General features: G+C 46.0%; 19 protein-coding genes. 10 read left to right on the plus strand and 9 right to left on the minus strand.

What is annotated here, in order from left to right; translation table 11 throughout:
• Positions 1 to 65: 65 nt before the first annotated feature.
• The 4 genes from BUR42_RS20235 to BUR42_RS20250 all read left to right on the plus strand — a co-directional run bounded on the left by BUR42_RS20235 (position 66) and on the right by BUR42_RS20250 (position 8164).
• Positions 66 to 2411 carry a mechanosensitive ion channel family protein gene (locus tag BUR42_RS20235; RefSeq protein ID WP_143197530.1) on the plus strand — a complete coding sequence of 782 codons (2346 nt, stop codon included), beginning with the start codon at positions 66 to 68 and terminating at the stop codon, positions 2409 to 2411.
• Positions 2412 to 2458: 47 nt separating this feature from the next.
• The gene (locus tag BUR42_RS20240) at positions 2459 to 3604 is read left to right on the plus strand and encodes a tetratricopeptide repeat protein (RefSeq protein WP_074241430.1); all 1146 of its coding nucleotides are present in this window, start codon (positions 2459 to 2461) and stop codon (positions 3602 to 3604) included.
• 220 nt (positions 3605 to 3824) lie between these two features.
• Positions 3825 to 5738 carry an acetate--CoA ligase gene (gene acs, locus BUR42_RS20245; protein ID WP_074241431.1) on the plus strand — a complete coding sequence of 638 codons (1914 nt, stop codon included), beginning with the start codon at positions 3825 to 3827 and terminating at the stop codon, positions 5736 to 5738.
• 116 nt (positions 5739 to 5854) lie between these two features.
• Positions 5855 to 8164 (plus strand): TonB-dependent receptor, encoded by a 2310-nt coding sequence (locus tag BUR42_RS20250; RefSeq protein WP_074241433.1) that lies wholly within the window; start codon positions 5855 to 5857, stop codon positions 8162 to 8164.
• On the opposite strand, the gene BUR42_RS20255 is transcribed toward BUR42_RS20250, so the two are convergent.
• From BUR42_RS20255 to BUR42_RS29610, 7 genes are all read right to left on the minus strand, one after another.
• On the minus strand, positions 8161 to 8715 hold the full coding sequence (locus tag BUR42_RS20255; RefSeq protein ID WP_084185729.1) for a L,D-transpeptidase family protein: 555 nt from the start codon (positions 8713 to 8715) through the stop codon (positions 8161 to 8163). The two genes, BUR42_RS20250 and BUR42_RS20255, sit on opposite strands and share 4 nt — an antisense overlap.
• 111 nt (positions 8716 to 8826) lie before the next feature.
• On the minus strand, positions 8827 to 11763 hold the full coding sequence (locus tag BUR42_RS20260) for a M16 family metallopeptidase (protein WP_074241435.1): 2937 nt from the start codon (positions 11761 to 11763) through the stop codon (positions 8827 to 8829).
• Between the two features lie 117 nt (positions 11764 to 11880).
• The gene (locus BUR42_RS20265; protein ID WP_143197531.1) at positions 11881 to 12207 is read right to left on the minus strand and encodes a hypothetical protein; all 327 of its coding nucleotides are present in this window, start codon (positions 12205 to 12207) and stop codon (positions 11881 to 11883) included.
• A 122-nt stretch (positions 12208 to 12329) separates the two neighbouring features.
• Positions 12330 to 13253, minus strand: coding sequence for an outer membrane beta-barrel protein (locus tag BUR42_RS20270; protein WP_084185730.1), 924 nt, complete (start codon positions 13251 to 13253; stop codon positions 12330 to 12332).
• A gap of 25 nt (positions 13254 to 13278) precedes the next feature.
• On the minus strand, positions 13279 to 14322 hold the full coding sequence (locus BUR42_RS20275) for an anti-sigma factor (protein WP_074241438.1): 1044 nt from the start codon (positions 14320 to 14322) through the stop codon (positions 13279 to 13281).
• Positions 14323 to 14349: 27 nt separating this feature from the next.
• Entirely contained in the window at positions 14350 to 14835 is a 486-nt protein-coding gene (locus tag BUR42_RS20280; protein ID WP_074241439.1) for an RNA polymerase sigma factor, read from the minus strand.
• Between the two features lie 85 nt (positions 14836 to 14920).
• Positions 14921 to 15118, minus strand: coding sequence for a hypothetical protein (locus BUR42_RS29610; RefSeq protein WP_143197532.1), 198 nt, complete (start codon positions 15116 to 15118; stop codon positions 14921 to 14923).
• Positions 15119 to 15279: 161 nt separating this feature from the next.
• Here BUR42_RS29610 and kbl point away from each other — a divergent pair, with 161 nt between their 5' ends.
• From kbl to BUR42_RS20305, 4 genes are all read left to right on the plus strand, one after another.
• Positions 15280 to 16482 carry a glycine C-acetyltransferase gene (gene kbl, locus BUR42_RS20290; protein ID WP_074241441.1) on the plus strand — a complete coding sequence of 401 codons (1203 nt, stop codon included), beginning with the start codon at positions 15280 to 15282 and terminating at the stop codon, positions 16480 to 16482.
• A gap of 92 nt (positions 16483 to 16574) precedes the next feature.
• On the plus strand, positions 16575 to 17351 hold the full coding sequence (locus BUR42_RS20295) for a penicillin-binding transpeptidase domain-containing protein (protein WP_074241442.1): 777 nt from the start codon (positions 16575 to 16577) through the stop codon (positions 17349 to 17351).
• Positions 17352 to 17462: 111 nt separating this feature from the next.
• Positions 17463 to 18500, plus strand: coding sequence for a VWA domain-containing protein (locus tag BUR42_RS20300; RefSeq protein WP_074241443.1), 1038 nt, complete (start codon positions 17463 to 17465; stop codon positions 18498 to 18500).
• Positions 18497 to 19246 carry a tetratricopeptide repeat protein gene (locus BUR42_RS20305; RefSeq protein WP_074241444.1) on the plus strand — a complete coding sequence of 250 codons (750 nt, stop codon included), beginning with the start codon at positions 18497 to 18499 and terminating at the stop codon, positions 19244 to 19246. The genes BUR42_RS20300 and BUR42_RS20305 overlap by 4 nt, the downstream gene beginning before the upstream one ends.
• A 208-nt stretch (positions 19247 to 19454) precedes the next feature.
• Here BUR42_RS20305 and BUR42_RS20310 read toward each other — a convergent pair whose 3' ends face one another.
• On the minus strand, positions 19455 to 20327 hold the full coding sequence (locus BUR42_RS20310) for a helix-turn-helix domain-containing protein (protein WP_159442316.1): 873 nt from the start codon (positions 20325 to 20327) through the stop codon (positions 19455 to 19457).
• A 203-nt stretch (positions 20328 to 20530) separates the two neighbouring features.
• Here BUR42_RS20310 and ispG point away from each other — a divergent pair, with 203 nt between their 5' ends.
• Positions 20531 to 22513: a (E)-4-hydroxy-3-methylbut-2-enyl-diphosphate synthase gene (ispG, locus tag BUR42_RS20315; protein WP_074241446.1), complete on the plus strand. Its 1983-nt coding sequence runs from the start codon at positions 20531 to 20533 to the stop codon at positions 22511 to 22513.
• Positions 22514 to 22759: 246 nt separating this feature from the next.
• Positions 22760 to 23284: a hypothetical protein gene (locus BUR42_RS20320; RefSeq protein ID WP_074241447.1), complete on the plus strand. Its 525-nt coding sequence runs from the start codon at positions 22760 to 22762 to the stop codon at positions 23282 to 23284.
• A gap of 32 nt (positions 23285 to 23316) precedes the next feature.
• Here the strand turns inward: BUR42_RS20320 and metH are convergent, their stop codons facing one another.
• The gene (metH, locus tag BUR42_RS20325; RefSeq protein ID WP_200798347.1) at positions 23317 to 26025 is read right to left on the minus strand and encodes a methionine synthase; all 2709 of its coding nucleotides are present in this window, start codon (positions 26023 to 26025) and stop codon (positions 23317 to 23319) included.
• Positions 26026 to 26043: the final 18 nt, after the last annotated feature.

Consider the following 26043-nt stretch of genomic DNA (forward strand, 5'->3'; position numbering starts at 1 on the left):
GGCAGAACCGTTCTTTTGCTTTTTTGTTGATCATCATTGATGCAAATCGTTTAAATTCATGGAATATGAAATTCCTCCCGCTCTGCATACTGTTTACAATGGGGCTTTCGCTCTCCTTATCTGCACAACGCGGTGAAAGGGATACGATCATACCCGATGTAGTGGAACGGGTGGAAAGCATCACCCAGATGCTGAACCAGGTAAACAATACCCTGCGCAGGGGTTTTGACACTACGGAGATAGCGGACGAACTTCCCGCTTCTGAAAACCTGGTCAATGCCCTGAACAGCAGCAACCTGAACGATCACCGTTTAATGAATATCCGCAGCCTCTATGCCTTACAGGTGATCCTGCAGGAAATGGAGGAGGTGCATGCAAAATGGCAGAAGTCTTTATTCGCCTATAGCCGCACCATTACGGATATGAGCAACCAGATCAATAACATCCTGCATGATACCATGCTGGCGCAATTACCGAAAGACCCTTCCCTTCAGGTATTGTATACTTACCAGATCTCACGCTTAAACAAAAAATGGGAACAGGCAGATACCGCTAACCGCAATAGTCTCCAGCGGATCGGGTTATTACAGAACCGGGTGGCGTTGAACTATATCAGCATTACAGACATGCTGAATGAAGTGAACTTCCGGTTAAGGAGTGCAGAGCAGCATATCTGGCAGCGGGAAGGGAAAAATCTCTGGGATACACGGCAGGCAGATTATACCTCTCCCTTTTCCAATACTTTCGCTGTTTCCATGAAAGCAGATCAGCGGGTATTAAGCTATTATTTCCGGCACAACCAGGACATTCACAGCCTGAACACCGTGCTCTTTGTGCTGTTCCTTACCTGGCTGCTGAATAGTATCCGGCGCATCCGTAAACATCATCCTGATAAGAACGGCATCTTTTCCAATACCCGGTATGCCAGCCATAAGCCACTGCTCACGTCCCTTCTTTTCATCTTTACACTGGGGCCATTTTTTTACACCAACGCCCCGATGGTATTTATGGTATTGCTCTGGCTGATACAGGCCACCTGCGTTACCCTGATCATAAAAGATGAATCGCCCGTATGGCTGCGCTGGCAATGGTTCCTGTTGCTTTTCCTGTATACTGCCTATGCATTTTTCAATCTCATGATGCAATCTTCTTTTGAAGAAAGATGGGCACAGGCATTCCTGCAACTAGGCACATTGGCTGTGTGCTGGTGGTTCCTGCATATGAAAAGAAAAAGCCCGCTGGCTTTTCCCGCATACACATGGCTCATTGTATGGGTAACTATATTGATGACTACCGGTGCATTTATCTGCAACCTTACCGGCCGCGTGATGTTATCCAAGTTCCTGGGCATGAGCGCCATTTTCAGCCTTATCTCCGCACAGGCACTCGTTACACTGGTGCAATTACTCCTGGAAACATTTTACCTGCATGTGGAAGCCAGTAAGGCCAACAGCCGTTTTGCCGCATACCTTGATTTTAACCGCATGCAGCAGGGCTTACGCTCTACCTTATATATTATGGCAGGTATCGCATGGCTCGCCATCCTGATCAGGAACCTGAACATTCACAATATTATCAGAGACTACACACTTTCTTTCCTCGAAGCAGAAAGAAAGATCGGCAATACCTCCTTCACTTTCTCCAGCATCTTCATCTTCCTGGTAGTGATCTGGTTTGCTTACCTGATCAGTAAAGTGATGATCTTCCTGTTTGGCCACCAGGACCCTGGCGGCAGTGTAAAAAAACATCGCTGGAGCAGCGCTGTATTACTTTTGCGCTTAGGAGTACTTGCAGGAGGGGTTCTGCTGGCCTTTGCCGCTTCAGGTATTCCCATGGATAAATTAACGATCATCATCGGCGCACTCTCTGTTGGTATTGGCTTTGGCTTGCAGAACATTGTAAACAATCTCGTTTCCGGCGTGATCCTAGCTTTTGAAAAACCAGTGGAAATAGGCGATGTGATTGATATCGGTAATCAGCATGGCACCGTAAGGGAAATAGGGATCAGGGCCAGCAGGATCTCTACTGTAGATGGTTCACAGATCATCGTTCCTAACGGAGACCTCCTCTCCCAGCATATTACCAACTGGACGCTCACCAGCCAGCTGCGCAGGGTAGAACTCATTATCGGCGTGGCCTATGGCTCCGATCTTAAAAAAGCCGCCACCATCCTGAAAGAACTGCTGGAAAAACAGGAAGGTGTGCAAAGTACACCGGCACCACTTGTATTAGTTCATCAACTGAACGACAGCGCTATCGATTTCAGGATACTCTTCTGGGCAGACATCGGCTCCTGGGTGATCCTCAAAAGCTCCCTCCTCCTCGCTATTTATGATACCTTCGGGGAACAGGGCATCGAAATTCCTTTCCCGCAACAGGAGATCCACATCAAACATCCACCATCAAACTAAATTTTTCTTTATAAAACTAAATTGTTAGTTTTATAGAAATCTAAGTTATGATCCGTGCTATTTCTGCTATGCTATGCTTCCTGCTTTTTGCTGCCAGTGCTAAAGCCCAGGATAATATTGATAAGGCTTTGCTGATGGATTATTTCCAGGAGCAGCAATTCGACAAAGCAATTCAATATCTCGAAGGAACAGCGAAAGTACAACAGGCAAATGGCCTGGCTTTACTGGCCAGTGCCTATTACCAAAGCGGGCAACTGGCACAGGCGGAAAAAAATTACAAACTGGTGCTGGCACAAGATTCCAATCATATACCTGCACTCCAGGCCCTTGGAAATATTGCCCGGCAGCAAAAGCAACCGGCTAAGGCATTCATACATTTCGAAAAGCTGGTAGCACTACGCCCCACCAATGCCGGCTATTATAAACAACTTGGCCAGGTATGCGAAAACATTGCAGGTATGCAGGATTCTTCCTTTAAATATATGATGCAATCCTACCAGCTTAACCAAAAGGATGTTACCGTGATCTCTTCTTTATGTGCTGAATTCATTGCCCAAAAAGAATATGGAAAGGCAGACAGCATGCTTAAGTTATATATGCTCTTTGATAGCACGCAGGTGAACATCCTTGCCTACCTCACAAAAACATCTTATCTCCAGAAAGATTTCACTACTGCCACGATGTATGGAGAACGCTTATTAAGCATGGGTGCTGTTGATCCTATGGGTACTATCTACCTGGCCGTTTCCTATTACAACCTTAAAAAATACGACAGCTGTGCTTTGGTGTATGACAAGATGAAGGCACTCGCAGGCGCCTCTCCTGAAACTATTACCTATTATGCCGGTCTTGCTTACGCACGGATGAAGAACTATGAAAGAAGCAACCAACTGATCCAGGAATGTATTGATCAGGCCAAGTCTAAAAGTCTTGATAGCTACTACGCCACGCTGGCAGACAATTATGAGCAGATGCGGCAATTCAGGAAAGCCATTACTTATTACGACACTTCTTATTACCTGTTTAAAGATCCCATGCGGCAATATGGTATCGGCCGGATCTATGAACAGCATCTGCAGGATCCGCTGAATGCCAAAAAGCATTACAAACAATATGTGTTGCAAGCCAAACCGGAAAATAAAGAGGAAGAATCCATCCACACTTACGTGAAAGAACGCATCAAGAATCTATAACAGGAAGAATTCATCCAAACCTGCCTGAAAGAACGCATTCAGAATCTATAAGTAAAAACAAAGATACGTTGTACTGATCCCGGCCCTCACAGCCGGGATCAGTCTTTTTATTGAATTTATTTCAAGGTTATTCCTTCTTAATTTGACAATCTTCAATCATAAATCACTAAATTTAAGGCCCGTTAAAAAAACTGTTTAACTATAAATCCGATTGGGAATCATGTCGTACCCATACCAACTCAAGAATTTCGAAGATTATCAGCAAGCCTGGCAGCACAGTGTAACAGACCCGGAAGGATTTTGGGCCAACGTTGCCGATCATTTTTACTGGCGCCGTAAGTGGGACAATGTACTGGAATGGAACTTTAAACAACCCGATGTAAAATGGTTTTCCGGGGCAAAGCTCAACATTACGGAAAACTGCCTGGACAGGCATTTGGGTACCCTTGGCAATCAGCCTGCCATTATCTGGGAGCCCAATGATCCGGAAGAAAAACACCGTGTGCTCACTTATCGTGAACTGTTCAACAAGGTTTGCCAGTTTGCGAATGTGCTCAAAAATAACGGCGTGAAGAAAGGCGACCGTGTTTGTATCTACATGGGTATGATCCCCGAACTGGCCATTGCTGTATTAGCGTGTGCCCGTATCGGTGCTATCCATTCAGTGGTATTTGGAGGTTTCAGTGCACAATCTATTGCAGACCGTATCCAGGATGCACAGGCCAGCCTGGTGATCACCTGCGACGGAGCTTTCCGCGGCGGAAAGGATATTCCTTTGAAAGCTGTGATAGACGATGCTTTGATGGCCTGCCCTTCCGTTAAGAAAGTAATTGTTTGCACACGTACCCGCACACCGGTTAGTATGCTCAAGGGCAGAGACGTTTGGTGGGAAGATGAGATCAAACAAGTGGAAACCATGGGCAACCCGCCTGTGCCGGCTGAAGAAATGGATGCGGAAGATATGCTCTTTATCCTTTACACTTCCGGCTCTACGGGTAAACCTAAAGGTGTGGTACATACCTGCGCAGGTTACATGGTATATGCCAACTATACTTTTATCAATGCCTTCCAGTATAAACCCGGACAGGTATTTTTCTGTACAGCAGATATCGGCTGGATCACGGGCCACAGTTATATTCTTTATGGTCCTTTAAGCGCAGGCGCTACTACCCTGTTGTTTGAAGGCATCCCTACTTATCCTGATGCCGGACGCTTCTGGGACATTGTAGATAAATTCCGCGTGAATGTACTCTACACTGCTCCTACTGCTATCCGCAGCCTGATGGGTTTTGGCCTCGGCCCGGTGAACCACAAGGACCTCAGCTCACTCACTACATTAGGTACAGTAGGTGAACCTATCAATGAAGAAGCATGGCATTGGTATAAAGATCATATCGGTAAAGGAAAAGCGCCTATCACGGATACCTGGTGGCAAACAGAAACCGGTGGTATCATGATTGCCCCGCTGGCTGGCATTACACCTGAAAAACCAGGTTATGCCACACTTCCGCTGCCGGGCATTCAACCCATCCTGGTGGATGAGAACGGAAAAGAAATTGAAGGCAATGGTGTGAACGGCAATCTCTGCATCAAGTTCCCATGGCCCGGTATGATCCGCACCACCTATGGCGATCATGAACGTTGCCGCACCACTTACTTTGCTACTTACGATAATCTCTATTTCACCGGAGACGGTTGCCTCCGTGATGAAGATGGTTATTACCGTATCACAGGCCGTGTGGATGATGTACTCAATGTAAGCGGCCACCGTATTGGTACCGCAGAAGTGGAGAATGCCATCAACATGCACGCCGGTGTTGTGGAAAGTGCCGTAGTAGGCTATCCGCATGATATTAAAGGACAAGGTATCTATGCATATGTGATCACGGATAAACTGATAAAAGATCCTGAGCTCACAAAGAAAGATATCATGCAGACCGTTTCCCGGATCATTGGGCCTATTGCAAAACCGGATAAGATCCAGTTTGTAGCAGGCCTGCCTAAAACACGTTCCGGTAAGATCATGCGCCGTATCCTGCGCAAGATCGCAGAAGGGGAATTAGACAACCTTGGCGATACTTCCACACTGCTGGACCCGGCTGTTGTAGAAGAGATCAAAAGAGGAAAATTATAACTTACGCAGGGCGGTATCAGTGATACCGCCCTTTTCATTTGCATTTCGTCCTGCATTATTTACACATGATGTAAATAATTTCCTCCTCCCTTATTGCCATGCTTCCTTTGTAGTGTATGGCAATAAAACTCCTGTTCTGTTATTTGCTTTTTGCGGCTTCAGCTACTGCTCAATCCATTCATGGCGTAGTAAGGCATAACAATGAGCCGTTGATTGCGGCTACTGTTGTATTGATGCGTACGGACAGCAGCATTGTGAAAACGGTCAGTACCGGCAAAGGCGGCCAGTTTGCAATAGACGCGGTACCGCAGGGCCGTTATATTCTGAGCGCCCGTTTCCTTGGTTATCAGCCATACTTTACTTCCGTTGTATCTCCTTTCGCCCAATCTATACAGATATCCCTTCTTCCGCTTGCACAACAGTTACAGCGTGTAAGTGTGCAGGCCCAGCGGCCACCAGCTATTGAACAGAGGATAGACGGACTTGTGTATAACCCGCAAGGGGACCTGGTGGCCGCAGGGAGTAATGCACAGGACCTTTTGCAGCGCGTACCCTTTGTAACCATCAGCCAGGAAGGCGCTATCAGCATCCGCGGGAATAGCAGTGTGAAGGTATTCATCAATAACAAACCTGCTGAGTTCTATGCCAATAATGTGGCGGACCTGCTGAAATCATTATCTGCTGATGATATTGCGAAGGTAGAAGTGATCACACACCCTTCTGCCCGCTATGATGCAGAAGGCTCCGCTGGTGTATTAAACATCTGGTTAAAGAAAAACCGCCTGCGGGGCCTTACGGGAACCCTTAGCGCCAATGCAAACGACATTGATCAGAATTACAACCTGAAGTTCAATTACCGGATGGCAAAAGTATACAGCACGTTTGAAGTGTATCAGAACCTTTATAAGAGTTATAATTATGAGGAAACGGAGCGCGTTGGGTATAATGGTTTTACACTCCGGCAGTCCTCCCAAAACAGGCAGCATGGCCGTGGGAATTATTTCACTTTCAATGCAGGCTGGGAGCCGGATAGCACACAGGCATTGGACGTTTCCATGCGCCTGGGCATCTTTCCTGATTTCCGCGAAAGCCAGTTGCAGGCATCGCAGTTCCAGGAAAGTATTCCTGTAAGGGAATACGCCCGCCATACCAACAGAGATGGTTTGTACCGCAGCAGGGGCCTCACTTTTTCTTACAATAAACGCCTGGGAAGTAACCGGGAATTGTTTGTATTAGGTGGTTATTCCGCACGTAACAATGAAAGCGGGTACATTATGCAGGCGAACGCATATAAAGAAAAGAATGAGAACAAAGGGCGTAATTACGATGTTATGCTGCAATCAGATTATGTGCATCCTTTTTCTTCTATGCATAAAATTGAAACGGGGATCAAGTATTCAAAGAGAGAGATCAACACGGATTATGCACTCTTCAATTTTGATTCGCTCGCAGGATACGAAAAAGATCCACAGCGTTCATTACGCTATCATTTCATACAAAACGTGATGGCAGCTTACCTGAGCTATGATCTTACTGTGAAAGAATGGAAGTTCCGGTCAGGTATAAGATATGAATACACCTGGCTCAGTGCACAGGAACTTTCGTTGCCCCCATATCATATCATCGTTCCCAATATTATTATTTCACGGCGTTTCTTTTCCAAACATACTTTCAATCTCAGCTATTCTTACCGGATACAGCGGCCGGAGGCATATCACCTTTCTCCTTCCATGGATTACAGCGACTCGCTTAATATTACCACCGGCAATCCTGATCTTGTTCCTGAAAAGATCAACCGCTTTGAACTGGGTTATTCTACTGTGTTCTCCAATAATAGTTCTGTTAGTGTATCTGTTTATCATTCCTATGCCAATAACAGTATTCAAAGCATAAGGGTCATGAAAGGAAATGGTGTGATCTATAACAGTTACGCGAACATTGCCGGCAATAGTAAAACAGGTTTGTCCTTAAACAATACCCTGAATATCGGGAAACGTTTCAAACTGAATACAAATGCAGACCTGTATTATATAACGTTCCGCAGTGATACAATTATCACTCAGCGGCCCTATGCGCGGATTTCTTCCACAGCCACTTACCAGTTGCCTAAAGGTTTTGCCCTGGAAGGATCAATCTACTGGGAATCACGGTATCCCCTGGTGTATGGATATGTTACGGGCTGGAGGAATTATTTCCTGGGCATCAATAAGAAATTATGGGGAGAAAGAGCGGCTGTAAGCCTTCGTACACAAAGCCTTACCAGCCGTTATTTCCATGGCAAAGGAGAGTTTTTTGGCGATACTTATATAGAACGGTTCAAAAGGAATTTCCAGCGTCCTTTTCTTCGTATAGGCTTCACGTATAAATTCGGGAAAACATTTAATACGCGGCCTGAAAGAACAAGGAGAAGTATTGAAGGGCTTTAAGGTCTTATTACTACAGGGGTGCCTACTTTCACTACATCATATAACTCATTCACATCTCCATTTTTCAGGCTTACACAACCCAGCGTCCAGTTAATACGTTGTTCCACATAATTATCACGAATGCCGGATGCATACTCTACACCATGGATGCCAATACCGCCACCAATGTCCGCCCCTCTTTGAATGAGGCCCTGGGCCTGGCGTTGCAGGAATTTTTCGCGTGATTGAATGTTCGGGTAATCCAGCAACAGAAAGCGGCTCCAGCGATTATCGTAACGTTTGGAAAGGATGCGGAATGTTCCATCCGGTGTACGGCGATCGCCCTGTACATATTTATCCCTTGTATCTTCATTGCCGAATACCACTTTATAGATCTTGATCAAAGTAGCATCTTCATAAAGATACATGCGGTAATCACTTTTGTCTACGAGCAGAAACACTTTGTCTACATCTATCCGCGCGGGGTTGAGCCTAACGCTATAAAGGTCATTATTATTGTGCTCAAAGGCAAACAGGGGCAATAAGAAAAATAAAAAGCAATAACGCCACATTGTAGTTACAGGATTTCAGAATAGATTAACGGCGGGCAGAATGCGAATATTGTGTTAAAAAAATAGAGACGCAATATTTGCGTCTCTATTCATTCTCTTTATGAAACCGGATTAATATCCGAATATTTCTTCCAGCGTTACTTTCTGAACATCACCATACTTTTTCAGATCATCCAGCTTAATGCGTTTCTCAGAGGCCAGGATGCAGTAGGAGTAAGGTTTTCCTGCTATATTTTGATCATGCAGCTGTTTCACGTCATCAAAGCTCAGCTTGTCCACGCTTTCGTATACTGATTTGCGGATATCGGTATTCAGGCCCAGTTTCTGAGCACCCAGGTAGCTGAAGATAATACCGTCCTGCGTGATACGCTCCGTTTCAATATCCTTTTTCATACTGCTGCGGGCCGTTTCAAAAGACTTGTCTGCTTTAGGAATAGTGGTCAGCAATTCATTCATACCGGCAATCGCTTCGTTCACTTTATCTGCCTGGCTGCCTACATAAGCCAATACCGCATAACGGTCTGTTTTCTTGTTAGGTGCCGCATAGAAGGCATAAGTAGAGTAAGCCAGCGCTTTGGATTCGCGGATGGTTTGGAACACAATAGAACCCATACCTCCTCCGAAATAAGAGTTGAAGAGGTTCACTACGGCTGTATTGGCAGGATTAAACACATCGCCGTTACGCACCCAGTTCACTTCTGCCTGCACCATATCATAATCTGCAAACAATACTTTATTGCTGGCCTGTACAGTTTTCTCAAACTGTTTTGCCGGCATGTCTGCCTTAAATGCAGCAGGTTGCTGATGCAGTTTCTGAACAGCAGCAGTAGTTGTTGCCAGGTCGTTTGGACCGTAGTAAATGATGGTGTGTTTATAGCTCGGCAGTTCGTGCAGCAGTGTTGTCAGCTCCTCTGCTGTTAACGCATCCAGTTCTTCTTTGCTCAGCTGATTATTGAACGGATTTTTAGCCCCATATGTTGCGTAAGACCTCAAACCGCTCATGATCTGCCCTTTATTCAGTTTCATGTCTGAACGGGATTTCGCGATCCTGTTCTTGAAACCGGCCAGTGCTTTTTCATCCGGTTTGCAGTTAGTGATCAGGTGATCAAACAATTGCACGGCTTTGTCGAAGTTCTCCTGTAAACCAGTGATGGTAACGGTTGTTTCTTCTGCTCCGGCAGTAAGGTTGAAGGAACAGGCAATATTGTAGAACTGCTTGCTGATCTCTTCGGAGGAATATTTGTCCGTACCCAGGAATTGCAGGTATGATGCAGCTATCGGCAATTTTTTGTTGCTCCAGCTGCCCATGTTGAAACGGTAGTAAAGACGGAATAAACCGTTGTCTTTATTCTGCACATATAACAGGTCTGCATTGCCAACCTTTCCTTTCTGGATGTCTTTATCATAATCCAGCCAGAGCGGCTTCACAGGTGTTTCGGGAAGAGCGGCCACACTCTTCAGGAATTCAGACTGCGCATCGCGGTTCACTTCTACCGGCGTGATCGGTGGTTTCTCTACTTTTTCAATATTCTTGTCTTCTCCTTTACGTTTGTATAGCAGCACATAGCTGTCGCTCATGTATTTATTCGCAAAATCAACGATCTGTTTTTTAGTGACCTTGCCCATATCTTCTACATAAGAAACATCATACAGCCAGTTTTTGCCGGCATGTTTAATGTACCCGTCCATAAGGCTGTTAGCACGGTTGCCATTGCTTTCCAGGCCTTGTATCTCGTAGAGTTTGAAGTTATTTACGATAGCGGTGATGAGAGATTCATCAAATTCACCTTTCCGCAGGATGTCCAGCTGGCCGAGCAGCAGGTCTTTTACTTCATCCAGCGTTTGCCCTTCTTTGGCGCGGCCACTTAAAGAAAATACGGTATAGTCTTTCCAGGGCAGCGTACTTACACTGGCACCCAGTACTTTTTGTTGTTTGTTCAGGTTGAGGTCCATCAGACCAGCTTTACCGTTGGACAGGATCTGTGACAGAACGGTGAGCACAACTGCGGATTTAGTATCCAGCGCACCGGGCATACGATAAGCCAGGTTTACATTTTCCGCATCAGGGCCAAATACTTCCTTCACGATCGGTTTAGTGATCGGTGCTTCAGCAGGAGCTTTGTATTCCTTCACCGGTTTGGTTTTCATATAGCCGAACTGCTGATCGATACGTTTGATCACGTAATCAGGATCAAAGTCGCCCGCGAAAACGATCGCCATGTTATTAGGCACATAGTATTCATTGTAGAACTGGCGAATGGCCTTCAGGGAAGGGTTCTTCAGATGTTCTACCGTTCCGATGGTAGACTGCTGCCCGTAATTGTGGGTAGGGAATAAATTGAAGAGCATGGCCTCATACATTTTGCGGCCATCGTTATCCAGCCCACGGTTCTTTTCTTCATACACAGCTTCCAGCTCTGTATGGAAGATGCGGAAAACAGGATCACGGAAACGTTCTGCCTGCACTGCCAGGAATTTATCTACTGCGGTGGAAGGGATATCCTCCTCATATACAGTTTCCTCTACCCAGGTATGGGCATTGGTTCCCTGCGCGCCCATATTCGTCATCATCTTATCGTACTCATTGGCGATGGCGAATTTGGCGGCAGCGCCGGACATGCTGTCTATCTGTTTGTAGATGGCTTTGCGCTTTTCTACATCCGTGGTTTTGTTGTAAGTGTCGTACAGGCCCTCTACCTTATCGAGCAGGGGCTTTTCTTTAGCCCAGTCCAGGGAGCCGAACTTTGTAGTGCCCTTAAATAACAGGTGTTCAAGGTAGTGTGCAAGGCCGGTATGGTCTTTAGGATCGCTGTTACTACCTGCGCGTACACCAATGAGCGTTTGAATGCGGGGGTCTTTTTTGTTGACACTCAGAATAACGGTAAGGCCATTCTTTAAAGTGTAAAAGCGGGCCTGCATTGGGTCTCCGGTAATGTACCGGTAGGTATAGCCACCAGATGTGGCGTCTTTCCACTGGTGCTTTTCCTGGGCTGACATTTGCAGCGTTGCGGATAGCAGCAGCAATAAAATAAGGGAGGTTACTCTCATACAGTCGGTTTAAAAATTGATCACACCAAATATAAAAAATGCCAGAGGACATTCAACGGCCTGATCGTAATTTTTCTGCCCCCGAAAGGATGAGCGGAAGAATTTGGGGATGGGGTATTACCTTAAGATCATATTCCCTGCATAAACACGGCTGCTATGTACAGGCCCTGGAGTGGTCAGGTACAGGGTGTCTGTTTTTACATATAACACATGGTAATGGTTTGTTACGTATAGATTATGATCGCCGCGGTAAGACTGGAACAGGCTATCCGGGAGATATACCAATGATTCGGAGGCTTCAGGAACAGGAAGTTGTGCTTTGCTGCCAGGAATGGATGCAGCAATGTTTTCCACGGGTGTGGGGGTTTCCGGTAACCTTAGATTAGTGGCATGCATGAACACGATGAAAATCACTACAGCTACAAACGTCAGGATAGATCGCATACTTTTTTGGATTTGGTTGTGTACAGTTTTGATAGGATAAAGGAAATGAGGAGAATGTTACCCCTGCCTTTCAAAATTCATCCAGGTAATTAAATAGAATATGCTCGTTACTTTTTGCTCATTTAAAATCCATTGAACCGGAACCCTACAGAAAAGGGGTATTGTTCCAGCCCATAGTCATGTAAAGGCGTGAGGGCAAAGTTACTATATAGTTTAATAGGACCATATGCTAATTCACCTGTCAGGCCTAAACGCCATTTGTTCAGACTGAAATCGTCTGTGTGCCTCACTTTGCCTCTTTCTTCACTCACTTGTTTGGTGCGTGATTTGAGCAAATATCCGCCGGAAAAGCCCAGGCTCATTTCAAAAGAGCGGCCGGGACGGGCAGGATTAGAGTTAAAGTTTAGCATCACGGGGATGGTCAGGTACTGTGCAAACAGCTTGTTTTTGGAAAACCCTACTGAGTCACGGATGATAGTGGTCGGATAACCAGCTATATACGTGATATTCCGGGCAAACCGATAGTTATTCATTTCTACACCTAAAGCGTAGATAAGGTTCAATTTGTGTTTATGGATATTCAGGCGTTGCATCAACACCCAGATATTAAAATTGATTGATTTGCCTGTGATAAGTTTAAACTCCGAAGGTGTTAATGGCTGACTGGCGTTACGTGGCGCGAATTTATTGAGGGCGGCGCCGGAATAGTCATAGCTGCCGTCTGCGGCAGTAAGGTTGGGATAATATGGCTGTTGGTTCTGTGGGTAGAGAGACATTACCATGGCACCGGGATAATTGCTCCGGTCCCTGTAATTATTAAATCCCACATCGAATACCAGCCATTTGGTATGGAGGTTCTTTTTCAGTTTCTGACGGGCGTATCCTGTATCCTGGTAAGCTTTGAAAATGCTTTTTCCCCTGGCGTCTTTCCCCTTCACAATAACCAAACCCTTGATCTGTATGGTATCTATAGATTCATGCTGAGCAAAAGCGCTGCCCATTGCAAGGATCATTGTAAGAATGGTGAGTAAAAATTTTTGCTTCATATGACTGTGCCGTTTTACCGGTTCGTTATTTATTTCTCTTTTTGGCAAATAACCTCGCTACGTTGGTTACCTTGTCCAGCACTTTACTTTCCAGGCCGTTACCTGTAACGGACATGATCAGCTCGCCGGGCTCAGCAGCCGCCGGTGCAGGAGTTGCCAGGGGGGCGGATGTACCTACTTCTATGGAAGGGCGGTTCACTGCTACCTCATTACCGGGGATCTGTTTCAACTGTTTTGAGATATCCGCTGCAATTACTGCATTATTATTATCGTGTTGTTCGGTTGGAACGTTTGTAAGGTCTATTGTTTTGTTGGTGGCTGTGTTTGCTGCCAGCGCCGTATTTGCTGCCGGGGCAGTGTTTACAGCTACCTTAGCTGTTTTTGCAGTTACCCTGGTTGTGTTTGTAGCTGCCAGAATGGGTGCTTTTGCCGGAGTTGTTTCCGGCGTAGCCACTTGTGGAGCCGCTTTTGGTGTTTCTTTTGGCACAGCGGCCGTAATTGTTTCTACGGTTGCCGGCTGAGCTTTTTCTGTTTCAGTTTGATTAACGGCTATAACCCCTGTATCTGTTGAATCTGATAAGGTAAGGAAGAAGAATGCCCCGGCCATAACAGCAGCTGCTGCTCCCCACCAGTAAGCAGGGCGGATAACTGTGCGGTGGCTGGCTTTACGGTATAGTACTGATTTATTCTCAAAGCGAACTGCCGTATCTGCCTGCAATTTGGTAGCCTGCCATACTTTTAAGTCCTGCGCTACAGCTGGATGCCGGGAAACAAACTGTTCAAAAGCATCTTTTTCCTGCTGATTCAATTCCCCATCTATATAATTTAAGAGATGGCTTTGGTAATTCTGCAGGCTTATTTCCCTACCACGGTAAAGAGAGGCTTTGTTATCGAACACCATGGCTTCCGGCTGAAGGCGGGTGGACAATAAAATGTCCAGCTCTGCCCGGAACTGGGGGTACTTCTCCAGGAAGTTTTCCAGTGCCAGCACCTCTTCGGCCTGCAGTTCACCGTCTACATAACTGTAGAGGTAATCTTCGTAGTTTGATATGTTGATGTCTGTTGACATAAAATGCTGATTTTGAATACCTTTTACCTAAATCACGTTTTCCATCTTAACCAGGTATTCCTTCAGATGCGCCCTTGCGCGGTGCAGATAAACCTTTACCTGTGAAGGGTTTAAGTGCATAATCTCTCCTATCTCCTCGTAGCTGTATCCCTCATAATCTTTTAGCAGTATCAGGGAGCGTTGTACATCACTTAGCCGGTCCAGCGCTTTTTCTATGATACTACGGGCATTGTGTATCTTTTGTTCAGAAACCTTTGCTTCTTCTTTGAATTCCTCCACCAGCGTGATCCGCTTCACTTTCCGCACATGGTCTATCATATTATGGTACGCTACGGTAAACAAATAGCTCTTGGCCTTCTCAAAAGGCACATCAGTGCAATGTTTCCATAATATTTCAAACGCGTTCTGTACTACATCCCGTGCATCTTCCGTGTGCTCAAGATTTTTGACAATGAACCGGAAGAGGTTATCGCTATACAGATCTACGCATTTGTTGTACTCCTTTTCCGTCATCCGGCGCTATGGCTTTTGAGTGCAAATTTCCGACATTTTGTTTAAAGTGCTCCTTTCCGGAGCTCCGGAAAGCAAAAAAGCCCTTTTATAGCCAGCTCCATGACAATATTTCCACTATGTGCAGCCTTCTGATAACCTCCAGGGCAGAGTGGCCTTCGCCATTCTCCCAGGGGGTCCCTAAACCGGGTGAGAATACTGTAATAGCCACCATGGCCATTATCAGCAATCCAAAGCAGGTCAGGGGTATCCAACGGATCAGTGAGCGTACAGTACCTTTCGTCATATTTTACCGTCTATGATAATTGTATGACGCTGGGCGACTCGTAAATGTTACACATCGGTCAAACTTTTTATCATTGCGGAGATTCCCCCTTTTTACCGCTGAATTACTAGATACATTTAAACCCCTAACTTTGTTAGGTACAGCTAAAAACACTCGCTAACATGAACCAAAATTTCATCAAACGATTACAACAGGAGCTGGATGAAATACAAACCGCCGGCCTATTCAAGAACGAGCGGATCATTACTTCCGAGCAGGGCGCCGAAATTAAAGTGGGCGGCAAAACTGTTATTAACCTTTGCGCCAACAACTATCTTGGCCTCTCATCCCATCCCAAAGTAGTGTCTGCTGCCAAAAAAGCGATCGACACGCATGGTTACGGCATGAGCAGTGTACGTTTCATTTGCGGTACCCAGGATATTCACCGGGAATTGGAAGAAAAGATCTCCAAATTCCTGGGCACAGAGGATACAATCCTCTATGTAGCAGCCTTTGATGCAAACGGCGGGGTGTTTGAACCCCTGTTCTCGGAACAGGATGCTATCATTTCCGATGCTTTAAACCATGCTTCCATTATTGACGGCGTACGCCTCTGTAAAGCACAGCGGTTCCGCTATGAACACAATAACATGGCAGACCTGGAAGCAAAACTCCAGGAATCCCAGGGAGCACGCAGCCGTGTAATTGTTACGGATGGCTCTTTCAGCATGGACGGTACCATTGCACAATTGGACAAGATCTGCGACCTCGCTGATAAATATAATGCCATCGTTATGTCAGACGAAAGCCATTCCTCAGGTTTCCTGGGCAAAACAGGCCGCGGCACACATGAATATCGTGGCGTGATGGGCCGTGTGGATATTATTACAGGCACCCTGGGTAAAGCTTTGGGTGGAGCATCCGGAGGTTTCACCAGCGGCAGTAAAGAAATGGTAGACATGCTGCGTCAGCGCAGCCGGCCATATCTCTTCTCCAACTCCGTAGCCCCCAGTATTGTTGGCGCTTCCATTGCTGTATTGGATATGCTCAGCGAAACCACTGAACTGAGGGACAAACTGGAATTCAATACTAAATACTTCCGTGATAAAATGACGGCAGCAGGCTTTGACATCAAACCAGGCGATCACCCGATTGTTCCGGTAATGCTATATGATGCCAAGCTCAGTAAAGAGTTTGCCGACAAACTTTTACAGGAAGGTATTTACGTGATCGGGTTCTTCTATCCCGTTGTGCCCAAAGGCCAGGCCAGGATCCGTGTGCAGCTCAGTGCAGCTCACAGCCAGGAACATCTTGACAAGGCGATTGCCGCCTTTACCAAGATCGGACGGGAACTCGGCGTCATCAAAGAACCTGTAACCATATAATATTTTATTGAACAGAAAAGGCTCCGATCTGATCGGGGCCTTTTTTTATTCCTTTCATCGCTTACTTTTGCAGGACTTAAAAACAGAAACAGATGAAAACGTTCGGCCTGCTATTGCTTTCTGCTACCTTATGGCTCAGTGCCTGCTCCCCTAACAATGTGGAAGATGTCAAAAGCTGGGAGAAATATTTTACACAACATAAGCTGGAAGGCTGCTTTATGCTGTTCGACAATGGCCAGGGCACTTTCAAAGTCTATAATATAGATCGTGCCAAAGAACGATTCCTGCCTGCCTCCACTTTTAAGATCTTCAATTCCCTGGTAGGATTGCAAACCGGCGTGATCAGCGATACCAATATGGTAATACAACTGGATAGTGTTCACCTTACTATGGCAGAGGCTTTCAGAGCTTCTTCCGTTCCTTATTACCAGGAAGTTGCCCGCCGCATCGGAAAAGACACCATGCAGCACTGGCTGGATTCTGTACAATATGGTAATCGTAAGATCAGCCGCATAGATTCCTTCTGGCTGGATAATTCCCTGCAAATATCCCCTGACGAAGAGCTGGGCTTTGTAAAACAACTGTATTTCAATCAACTTCCCTTCCAGCAAAGGGTACAGGAACTGGTGAGTGCAGTGATGCTGCAGGAAGTAACCCCTAAATATAAACTGGCCTATAAAACCGGCTGGGGTATGTCAGGTGCCAAAAATATTGCCTGGATTGCCGGCTGGATCGAGGAAAACAAACACCCCTGCTTCTTTGTGCTGAACTTTGAAACAGAAGATAAGAGCCTGGATATCCGCAAAGTAAGGATGGAAATACTCCGCAACATCCTGAAGGAAGAAGGTTTCTTTGAAGGCAAAAAATAAACGCCCTGTTAAAAAACTCCTAAATCATTTTATAACATCCTTGTAATACGTTATAAAAAATTTATTTTTGACTACTTGCCCCGGCAATGACCGGGGTAAGTCATTTTAACCATGTTAAGATTTCAACATACTGAATACCTCTGGGCATTTGTACTCCTGATAGTACTGGTACTGGCCTTTGCCTGGGTTACCTGGTGGAAACGCAGGTCTGTACGTCGTTTAGGTGATCCCGTAATGGTGGAAAAGCTCTTTAGCGGCTACTCCCGTCGCCTGTTTACCGTCAAATTCCTGTTGCTTTTCATTGCTTTCTTCTTTGGTGTGATCGGCCTGGCCAACCTCCAGAAGGGAAGTCGTGTTGAAAAGATCACCCGTAAAGGCGTGGATGTGATCATTGCACTGGATGTGAGCAAGAGCATGCTGGCAACGGATGCCAAACCAGACAGGCTTACCCGCGCTAAACAGCTGGTGATCAAACTCATGGAGAAACTGGATAACGACCGCGTAGGGATTGTAGTGTTTGCCGGGAATGCATACCTGCAAATGCCGCTCACAATAGATTATTCTGCTGCACGCATGTACCTGGGTAGTATTTCCCCGGACCTCATTCCCAAACAGGGCACTGAAATAAACGAAGCCATCCGTGTAAGCGATGAAGCTTTCAATAAAAAAGAACGCAAACACAAAGCCCTCATTATTATTTCTGATGGGGAAGATCATAATGAAGGCGCCATTGCGGAAGCCAGGAAGGCATTGGAAAATGGCGTGGTGATCAATACCGTGGGTATTGGCTCCCCTACAGGTTCTCCCTTGCCAGACCCGGAAACCGGTGGAATTAAAAAAGATCGTGAAGGTAATACCGTGATCTCCAAACTAAACGAAGATGCGCTTAAGTCCCTTGCTGCTGAAGGAAAAGGGATGTACCTCCACATGATGAACAATACAGACGAAGTGGTGGATGCCCTGGCTACCAAAATAGACCGGATGGAGCAAAAAGAGTTTGGAGAAAATGTGTTCACCGATTATAACAGCTACTTTCAATATTTCCTGGGCATCAGCCTCATCCTGATCCTGCTGGAATTCTTTATACCGGAAGGCAAAAAGAAAAAAGCAGAAGAACTGCCCGGACTTAAAACTGCGCAAGCCAAATGAAACAGAACTTTTTTCATATAGCTGTTGCCGTGCTTTTATTCAGCACAGGGGCAACATTTGCTCAGGAAGGCACCAACAAACTGATCCGTAAAGGGAACGATCAATATAAAAAGCAACAATACGCCGATGCGGAAGCCAGTTATAAAAAGGCGCTGGAGAGAAATAATAAATCGGTTGAAGGGAACTACAATCTCGGCAACTCTTTATACGAACAGAAAAGGTTTGATGCTGCCCGCGCACAATATGCCAATACTTTAAAAGTAGGAGGAAAAAAAGAAGTGAAAGCAGATGCCAATTACAACATCGGCAACACTTTCATGGAAGATAAAAAGTGGGAGGAAAGCATCAAGAGTTATAAAAATGCCCTGAAGGCCAACCCGGCCGATGAACAGGCCCGTTATAACCTTGCTTACGCACAGGCCATGCTAAAAAAGCAACAACAGGAAGGCGGCGGAGACGATAAAAAAGATAATAAGGATAAACAGAAAGACAAGCAGAAGGAGAATAAAGAGAATAAAGAAGACCAAAAGAAAGATCAGGATAAAAAAGAACAGGAAAAGAAGGAGCAGGAGAAAAAGCAACAGGAAAAAGAACAACAGCAGCAACCACAGCCTAAACCCAGCAAATTAACGCCGGAAGAAGCAAAACGTTTGCTGCAGGCCCTGGCACAACAGGAAAAGAAACTGCAGGAAGATAAGATGAAGAAAGTGAAGGCCAGCCCGGGGACGGTGGAAAAGGACTGGTGATAGATCGTATTTATCTGAAAGTTCAGCATTACCCCCATAAAAAAACCGCCCGGTATAAAACAGGGCGGATTCTCTTACTTTCCTTTCCTTTTTAAATAAAAAACGCGTTTGATAAAACGCGCCCTAAAAGCTTGGTTTCCCTTTAACGAGATGTAAAAGTAGTGACCATTTAGGCGCTATGTTTGGACAAACAGACGATTGACTGGTACTATTTGAACATTGTGTCCCTGAATTCATGAGGAGAGGTGGAAGTGTGCTGCCGGAAGAAACGGCTGAAATAAGCCGGATCCTCAAACCCCAATTCATAACAGATCTCTTTTACGCTCCTGTGGCTAAAAGCCAGTTGCCGCTTGGCCTCCAGGATCAACCTCGCACGGATCATATCTGTAATGGTTTTACCTATTGCCTCCCTTGTTATCTCATTTAACCGCTTGGCCGTGAGCGCAAAATGTTGTGCATAAAAAGCCGCCTGATGCTCTTTCCGGAAATGCTTTTCCACCACCCTCCGCAACTCTATGATCCGGGCATCATGGTGTAACAGCGCAGGGGAGTTTGCCACGTTGTGTTTTTTCTCCCGCTCTGCCAGTAAGAGAAAGGCATTCAATAAGTGTTTGATCACACTACTGCTGCTGCCCTCCAGCTGAATGGATAATTCCTGCCGCATCAAAGTGATCAGCATGGAAAAATTGGTTGCCGTAGCATTACTAATGCGTATGGGCGCATACTCCTGTGTATCGTCGAACAAAGTGGTAAAATCGTACAAGGATTCACGGTCATGCTTATTACTGAAGTAGAATTTCTCTGTGAAAGTGATGCTAAAACCAAACATCCCACTTTCCGGCAATTGATGGATCTGGCCGGGACGAAGCAGAAAGATCATCTGGTCCTCCATATCGTATGTTACAAAATCTACTACATGCTCACCTTTTGCTTTGGTCAGCCAGAGGATCTGAAAATCGTGATGCCGGTGCGGCAGGCCTGCCAGGTCACTATGGAAGTGTTCCACTTCAAAGATACTGAACTGGCCTTTTAGTGGTAATTTCTGATAGGGTATGGTATCCACGGTTTTGTTATGGTGCATCATATGCTGTTAAAAAAGCCGGTTACAAACATACTGAGAGGTTAAAACTAGGCATAATAACGACATATCCTTTACCGTTCATATAAAACCTGTTATCCGGGAAGGGGTTATGCCGTAAAAGATTCCGGGAATCTTTCTCAATATATTCCCACTCTGCCGCTGAATCTTTCCTAATTTTGCTTTTACATCTATATTCTATTTTCATGCAATTGTATTGCCATTCGCTGACTCAGTATAAACGTTTAGCCACCCTGGAAGTAAAAGTGGGGGACCTTACCATCGGAAATTTTAATCCTATCCGTATCCAAACCATGACCACCACGGATACCATGGATACCCAGGGAACCGTAGCGCAGGCCATCCGTTGTATTGAAGCAGGAGCAGAACTGGTGCGCATTACGGCTCCCAGCAAAAAAGAAGCAGAAAACCTGCTTCCTATCAAAAATGAATTACGCCGCCTGGGTTATAACACCCCGCTGGTAGCAGATATACACTTTACGCCCAATGCGGCAGAAATCGCTGCCCGCATCGTGGAAAAAGTACGGGTGAACCCGGGTAACTATGTAGATAAGAAGAAATTTGAACTACTGGAATATACCGACGCAGAATACCTGGAGGAAATAGACCGTATCCGCGAACGCTTCACCCCACTGGTGAACATCTGCAAAGAATATGGTACCGCCATGCGGATCGGCACCAACCACGGTTCCCTCAGCGATCGTATTATGAGCCGTTATGGGGATACGCCCATGGGAATGGTGGAAAGTGCTATGGAATTCCTTCGCATTGCGGAAGACCTTCATTACCGGAACATTGTGCTCAGCATGAAATCCAGTAACCCGCAGGTGATGGTGCAGGCCTACCGTTTACTGGTACAGACCATGCAGCAGGAACTGGGTCATTGTTATCCTCTCCACCTCGGTGTAACTGAAGCCGGAGACGGAGAAGACGGACGGATCAAGTCCGCAGCCGGTATCGGCACATTGCTGGAAGACGGTGTTGGAGATACCATCCGGGTTTCCCTCACGGAAGATCCTGAATTTGAACTACCCGTTTGCCGCGACCTGGTAAAACGTTACACACATCGTATTTCCCATACACCCATTCTCCCGCTTAAAGATCCGGAAAAGCTTCCCTACTCCCCCTTTGCCTTCAAACGCAGGAACACCGCGGAAGTAGATAACATCGGAGGAAAGCAGGTACCCGTAGTCGTAGCTGATCTGAGCCACCTGCATCACATTTCTCCCAAAGAACTGCAAAGCATCGGGTATAACTATGATGCAGATACGGATAAATGGAACATTGGCGATGCCGCAGCAGATTATATCTTCACCGGTAACCAGGAGCTGAACTTTGCTTTGCCCGGTACACTGAAAGTGATCGTACAATATCATACCTGGCTCCAGGCCACTGATAAAGAAAAATACTTCCCTTATTTTGATATACAGGGATATCTCTCAGCCCGCCGGGAAAAACGTTTGGCCCAGATCAATTTCGTTCATGCAAATGCAGACGAGCTGGGCACTGCAGACTTTACAGCTTTCCTGGAAAACATCGAAAACAATGTGGTTCCTGTGCTCCATTCCTCCTCAGCCCATGCCATGGCCGCTATCAGAAGGGCAATGGTGGACCTGATGGAAAGAAAGATCACACAACCGGTGATCCTGCTTTGCAACAGTGGGCATAATAATCCGGAGGAGGACCTTATCCATTATGCTACAGAAACCGGTGCGCTCCTGCTCGATGGCTTTGGGGACGGGCTTTGGCTTAAAGCCTTGCCAGACCTTTCCGTTAGCAGGCAGCCTTCTCCTGTAACAGAACCCCTGGGCCTGATCAATAATGTGGCCTTTGGTATTCTACAGGCTACCCGTTCCAGGATCTCTAAAACGGAATATATCTCCTGCCCATCCTGCGGCCGCACCCTGTTTGACCTACAGGAAACTACTGCCCGCATCCGCGCAGTCACCAATCATTTAAAAGGGGTAAAAATTGCCATCATGGGATGTATCGTAAACGGCCCCGGTGAAATGGCTGATGCCGACTTTGGATATGTTGGCAGCGGCGTAGGCAAGATCACCCTTTACCGTGGTAAAGAAGTTGTGAAACGCGGGCTCAGCAGTGATGTGGCTGTAGCTGAACTGATCGATCTTATCAGGGATAACGGCATGTGGGTAGATGTGAAATAATGAAATAAAAAGAAGAGAGGCGCATTGCCATACGCCTCTCTAAAACTGTAACTGGGGTTAACAAAAGCAGTGTACCTTAACTTGATTTCAAATTCTGAACTTTTTTGGGGTTAAATGCGATTCTTAAGCATGTCATAAAGGTACTACCCTCAAGAGGGTAGATCAAGCGTATTTTTACGCAAATTTTAACGTGGTTTCCCTGAACATCAGTTGTTATTATCATTATCTTTAAATTAAACCCGTGTTATGAAAAATATCTTCGTTGTTGGATGTCTGTTGCTCATGGCCTGTGGCAGCGGCAATAAGCAAACCAATACTACGGATACGCTCAAAACAGATAGCACCAACATTCCTCCCGTTACTAATATTCCAATCCATTTCAGGCAGATCAACGGATACTTTGTAAAGAACACGCTGAACCAGAAGGATAGTATTGCCTGTTGGGTGATCCAGTCCCAGCCCATCTTTGATAATATCTTCGGCGCAGCAAAGACCATGAACAATACGGTGGACACGATCAACTTTGATCGGGAAGTACTGCTGGCAGCTACCCTTCCCGCATCTTTTGAGAAAAGAACGCTGGGACTCACCAACTATAAACTGGATGGACCTGTTCTGCATGTGCAGTTATCCGTTAACGGTAGTGGCAGGAAGGAAAGTTATAGTTCTACCGCAGCCTGGTTGGGCGCTGTACAGGATATACCAGGCCTGAAAGAAATTAAATTTTACAATGGGGACCTGCTGATAGCAACCATCCCCCTGCTGAAATAAAAAAACCCTTCACAATGTGAAGGGTTTTTTGTTTACATATCGTATTCAAGGCTCGGACGCAGCCATTTCTCTGCTTCTTCCAGAGGCCAGCCTTTCCTCTCTGCATAATCTTCCACCTGGTCCTTTTCAATCTTACCTAAACCAAAATATTTGGATTCCGGATTGGCAAAGTACCAGCCACTCACACTGGATGCAGGATACATCGCCAGTGATTCCGTAAGGATGATCCCTGTTTCTTCTGTTGCATTCAACAGATCAAAGAGTTTATATTTCTCTGTATGTTCCGGACAGGCGGGATAGCCTGGTGCCGGGCGGATACCCAGGTATTCTTCCTTGATCAGTTGTTCATTACTCAGATGTTCTTCTGTGGCATAACCCCAGAACTCCTTCCGTACCCTTTCATGTATCAGCTCCGTAAATGCTTCTGCAAAGCGGTCTGCCAGTGCTTTCAGCATGATACTGCTATAATCATCGTGTTCTTTTCTGAACTCTTCCAGCTTTTCTTCAATGCCTTCGCCAGTAGTAACTGCAAAACCACCTATATAATCCTGCTTGCCTGTTGATTTAGGTGCTATGTAATCTGCAAGGCTGAAGTTAGGCTGGCCCGGCGCTTTCTTGATCTGCTGACGCAGGAACTCCAATGGAAATTCTGCACCATCAGGAGCGGTTACCATTATAGTATCTGCACCATTTGAATTTGCGGGGAACATACCGATCACCGCTCTTGCACGCAACCATTTTTCATCAATGATCTTCTTCAGCATATCCTGTGCATCCTTATATAAACGGGTAGCTTCCACGCCCACCACACTGTCTTCCAGGATCTGGGGGAATTTACCATGCAGTTCCCATGCAATAAAGAATGGCTGCCAGTCTATATACTTAGCGATCTCTGCAAGATCATAATCCGTAAATGTTTTAGTGCCCAGCAATGCAGGTTTCACCGGGTTGAAATTATTCCAGTCAACCGGCACTTTGTTTTCCCTGGCCTGGGCAACAGAGAGGTATTGTTTAACAGGACGTTTATTGCGGAATGCCTCATTCAGCTTGAGGTATTCTGCATTCACTTCCTGCAGGAAATTCTTATTTAATGCTTTGTTCAGCAGGTTACCGGTAACGGTTACACTCCGGGATGCATCTAATACGTGTACTACTCCATTCTCGTACTCAGGCGCGATCTTCACCGCTGTATGCGTACGGGATGTGGTAGCACCGCCTATCAATAAAGGAATATCGAACTTCTGGCGTTTTAACTCACGGGCAATGTGCACCATTTCATCCAGGCTCGGCGTGATCAAACCACTAAGGCCGATAATGTCTACCTGGTGCTCTTTTGCAGCCTGCAGGATCTTTTCAGCAGGCACCATCACACCAAGGTCTATGATATCGTAACCGTTACAACCCAGTACTACGCCAACAATATTCTTACCGATATCGTGTACATCTCCTTTTACTGTGGCCAGTAATATTTTCCCGGCAGATTTGATCTGCCCGCCATTCAGTCTTACATACTCTGCTTTCTCTTCTTCAATGAATGGTGTTAATACTGCAACAGACTTCTTCATCACCCGTGCACTCTTCACTACCTGTGGCAGGAACATCTTACCACTACCAAAAAGGTCGCCCACAACATTCATCCCATCCATTAACGGGCCTTCGATCACCTGTAAAGGGCGATCGTATTTCTGACGGGCTTCTTCTGTATCTGCTTCAATATAATCTGTAATGCCATTTACCAGCGCATGGCTTAACCTCGCTTCCACAGTACCTTCTCTCCATGCCTGGCTCTTCTCTTCCACCTTTCCTTTCGCCTTTACAGTTTCTGCGAAAGTGATCAGGCGTTCCGTTGCATCCTCTCTGCGGTTGAGGATAGCGTCCTCGCACAATTCGCGGAGCTGAGGTTCTATCTCGTCATAGATCTGGATCATACCGGCATTCACAATACCCATGTCCAGCCCCGCCTTGATAGCATGGAGCAGGAATACGGAGTGCATAGCTTCCCGCACGGCATCATTCCCACGGAAAGAGAAAGAAACATTACTCACACCACCACTGATCTTTGTAAGCGGCATGAGTTTTTTGATCTGGCGGCAGGCTTCGATGAACTCAACTGCATAGTTGTTATGTTCTTCAATACCTGTAGCAATGGCAAAGATATTCGGATCGAAAATGATGTCCTGGGGGTCGAAGCCTACTTTTTCCGTAAGGATCTTGTAAGCGCGGTGACAGAAATCCACCCGTTTCTGTAAGGTATCTGCCTGGCCGTTTTCATCGAAGGCCATTACAACAACAGAAGCACCATAGCTCTGGCAGATGATGGCATGTTCTATGAACTTCTCCTCACCTTCCTTTAAGCTGATGGAGTTAACGATACATTTACCCTGCAGGCATTTTAGTCCGGCCTCGATCACACTGAACTTACTGGAATCGATCATCACGGGTATGCGGGAAATATCAGGTTCAGAAGCCAGCAGGTTAAGGAAAGTGGTCATGGCCTTCTCACCATCCAGCAAGGCATCATCCATGTTCACGTCTAATACCTGGGCACCGTTTTCTACCTGTTGGCGTGCAACAGACAGTGCTTCCTCGAATAATCCTTCCCGGATCAGCCTTGCGAATTTCTTGGAGCCTGTTACGTTGGTACGTTCACCTACGTTAAGAAAGTTAGTTTCCGGTCTTACAACCAGTGGTTCGAGACCACTTAACCGCAAATACGGTTTAATAATATGTGGAGTATTCATGCTAATTTTTCCTCTTAT

It is taken from the genome of Chitinophaga niabensis (genome assembly GCF_900129465.1).
GTDB classification, from domain to species: domain Bacteria; phylum Bacteroidota; class Bacteroidia; order Chitinophagales; family Chitinophagaceae; genus Chitinophaga; species Chitinophaga niabensis.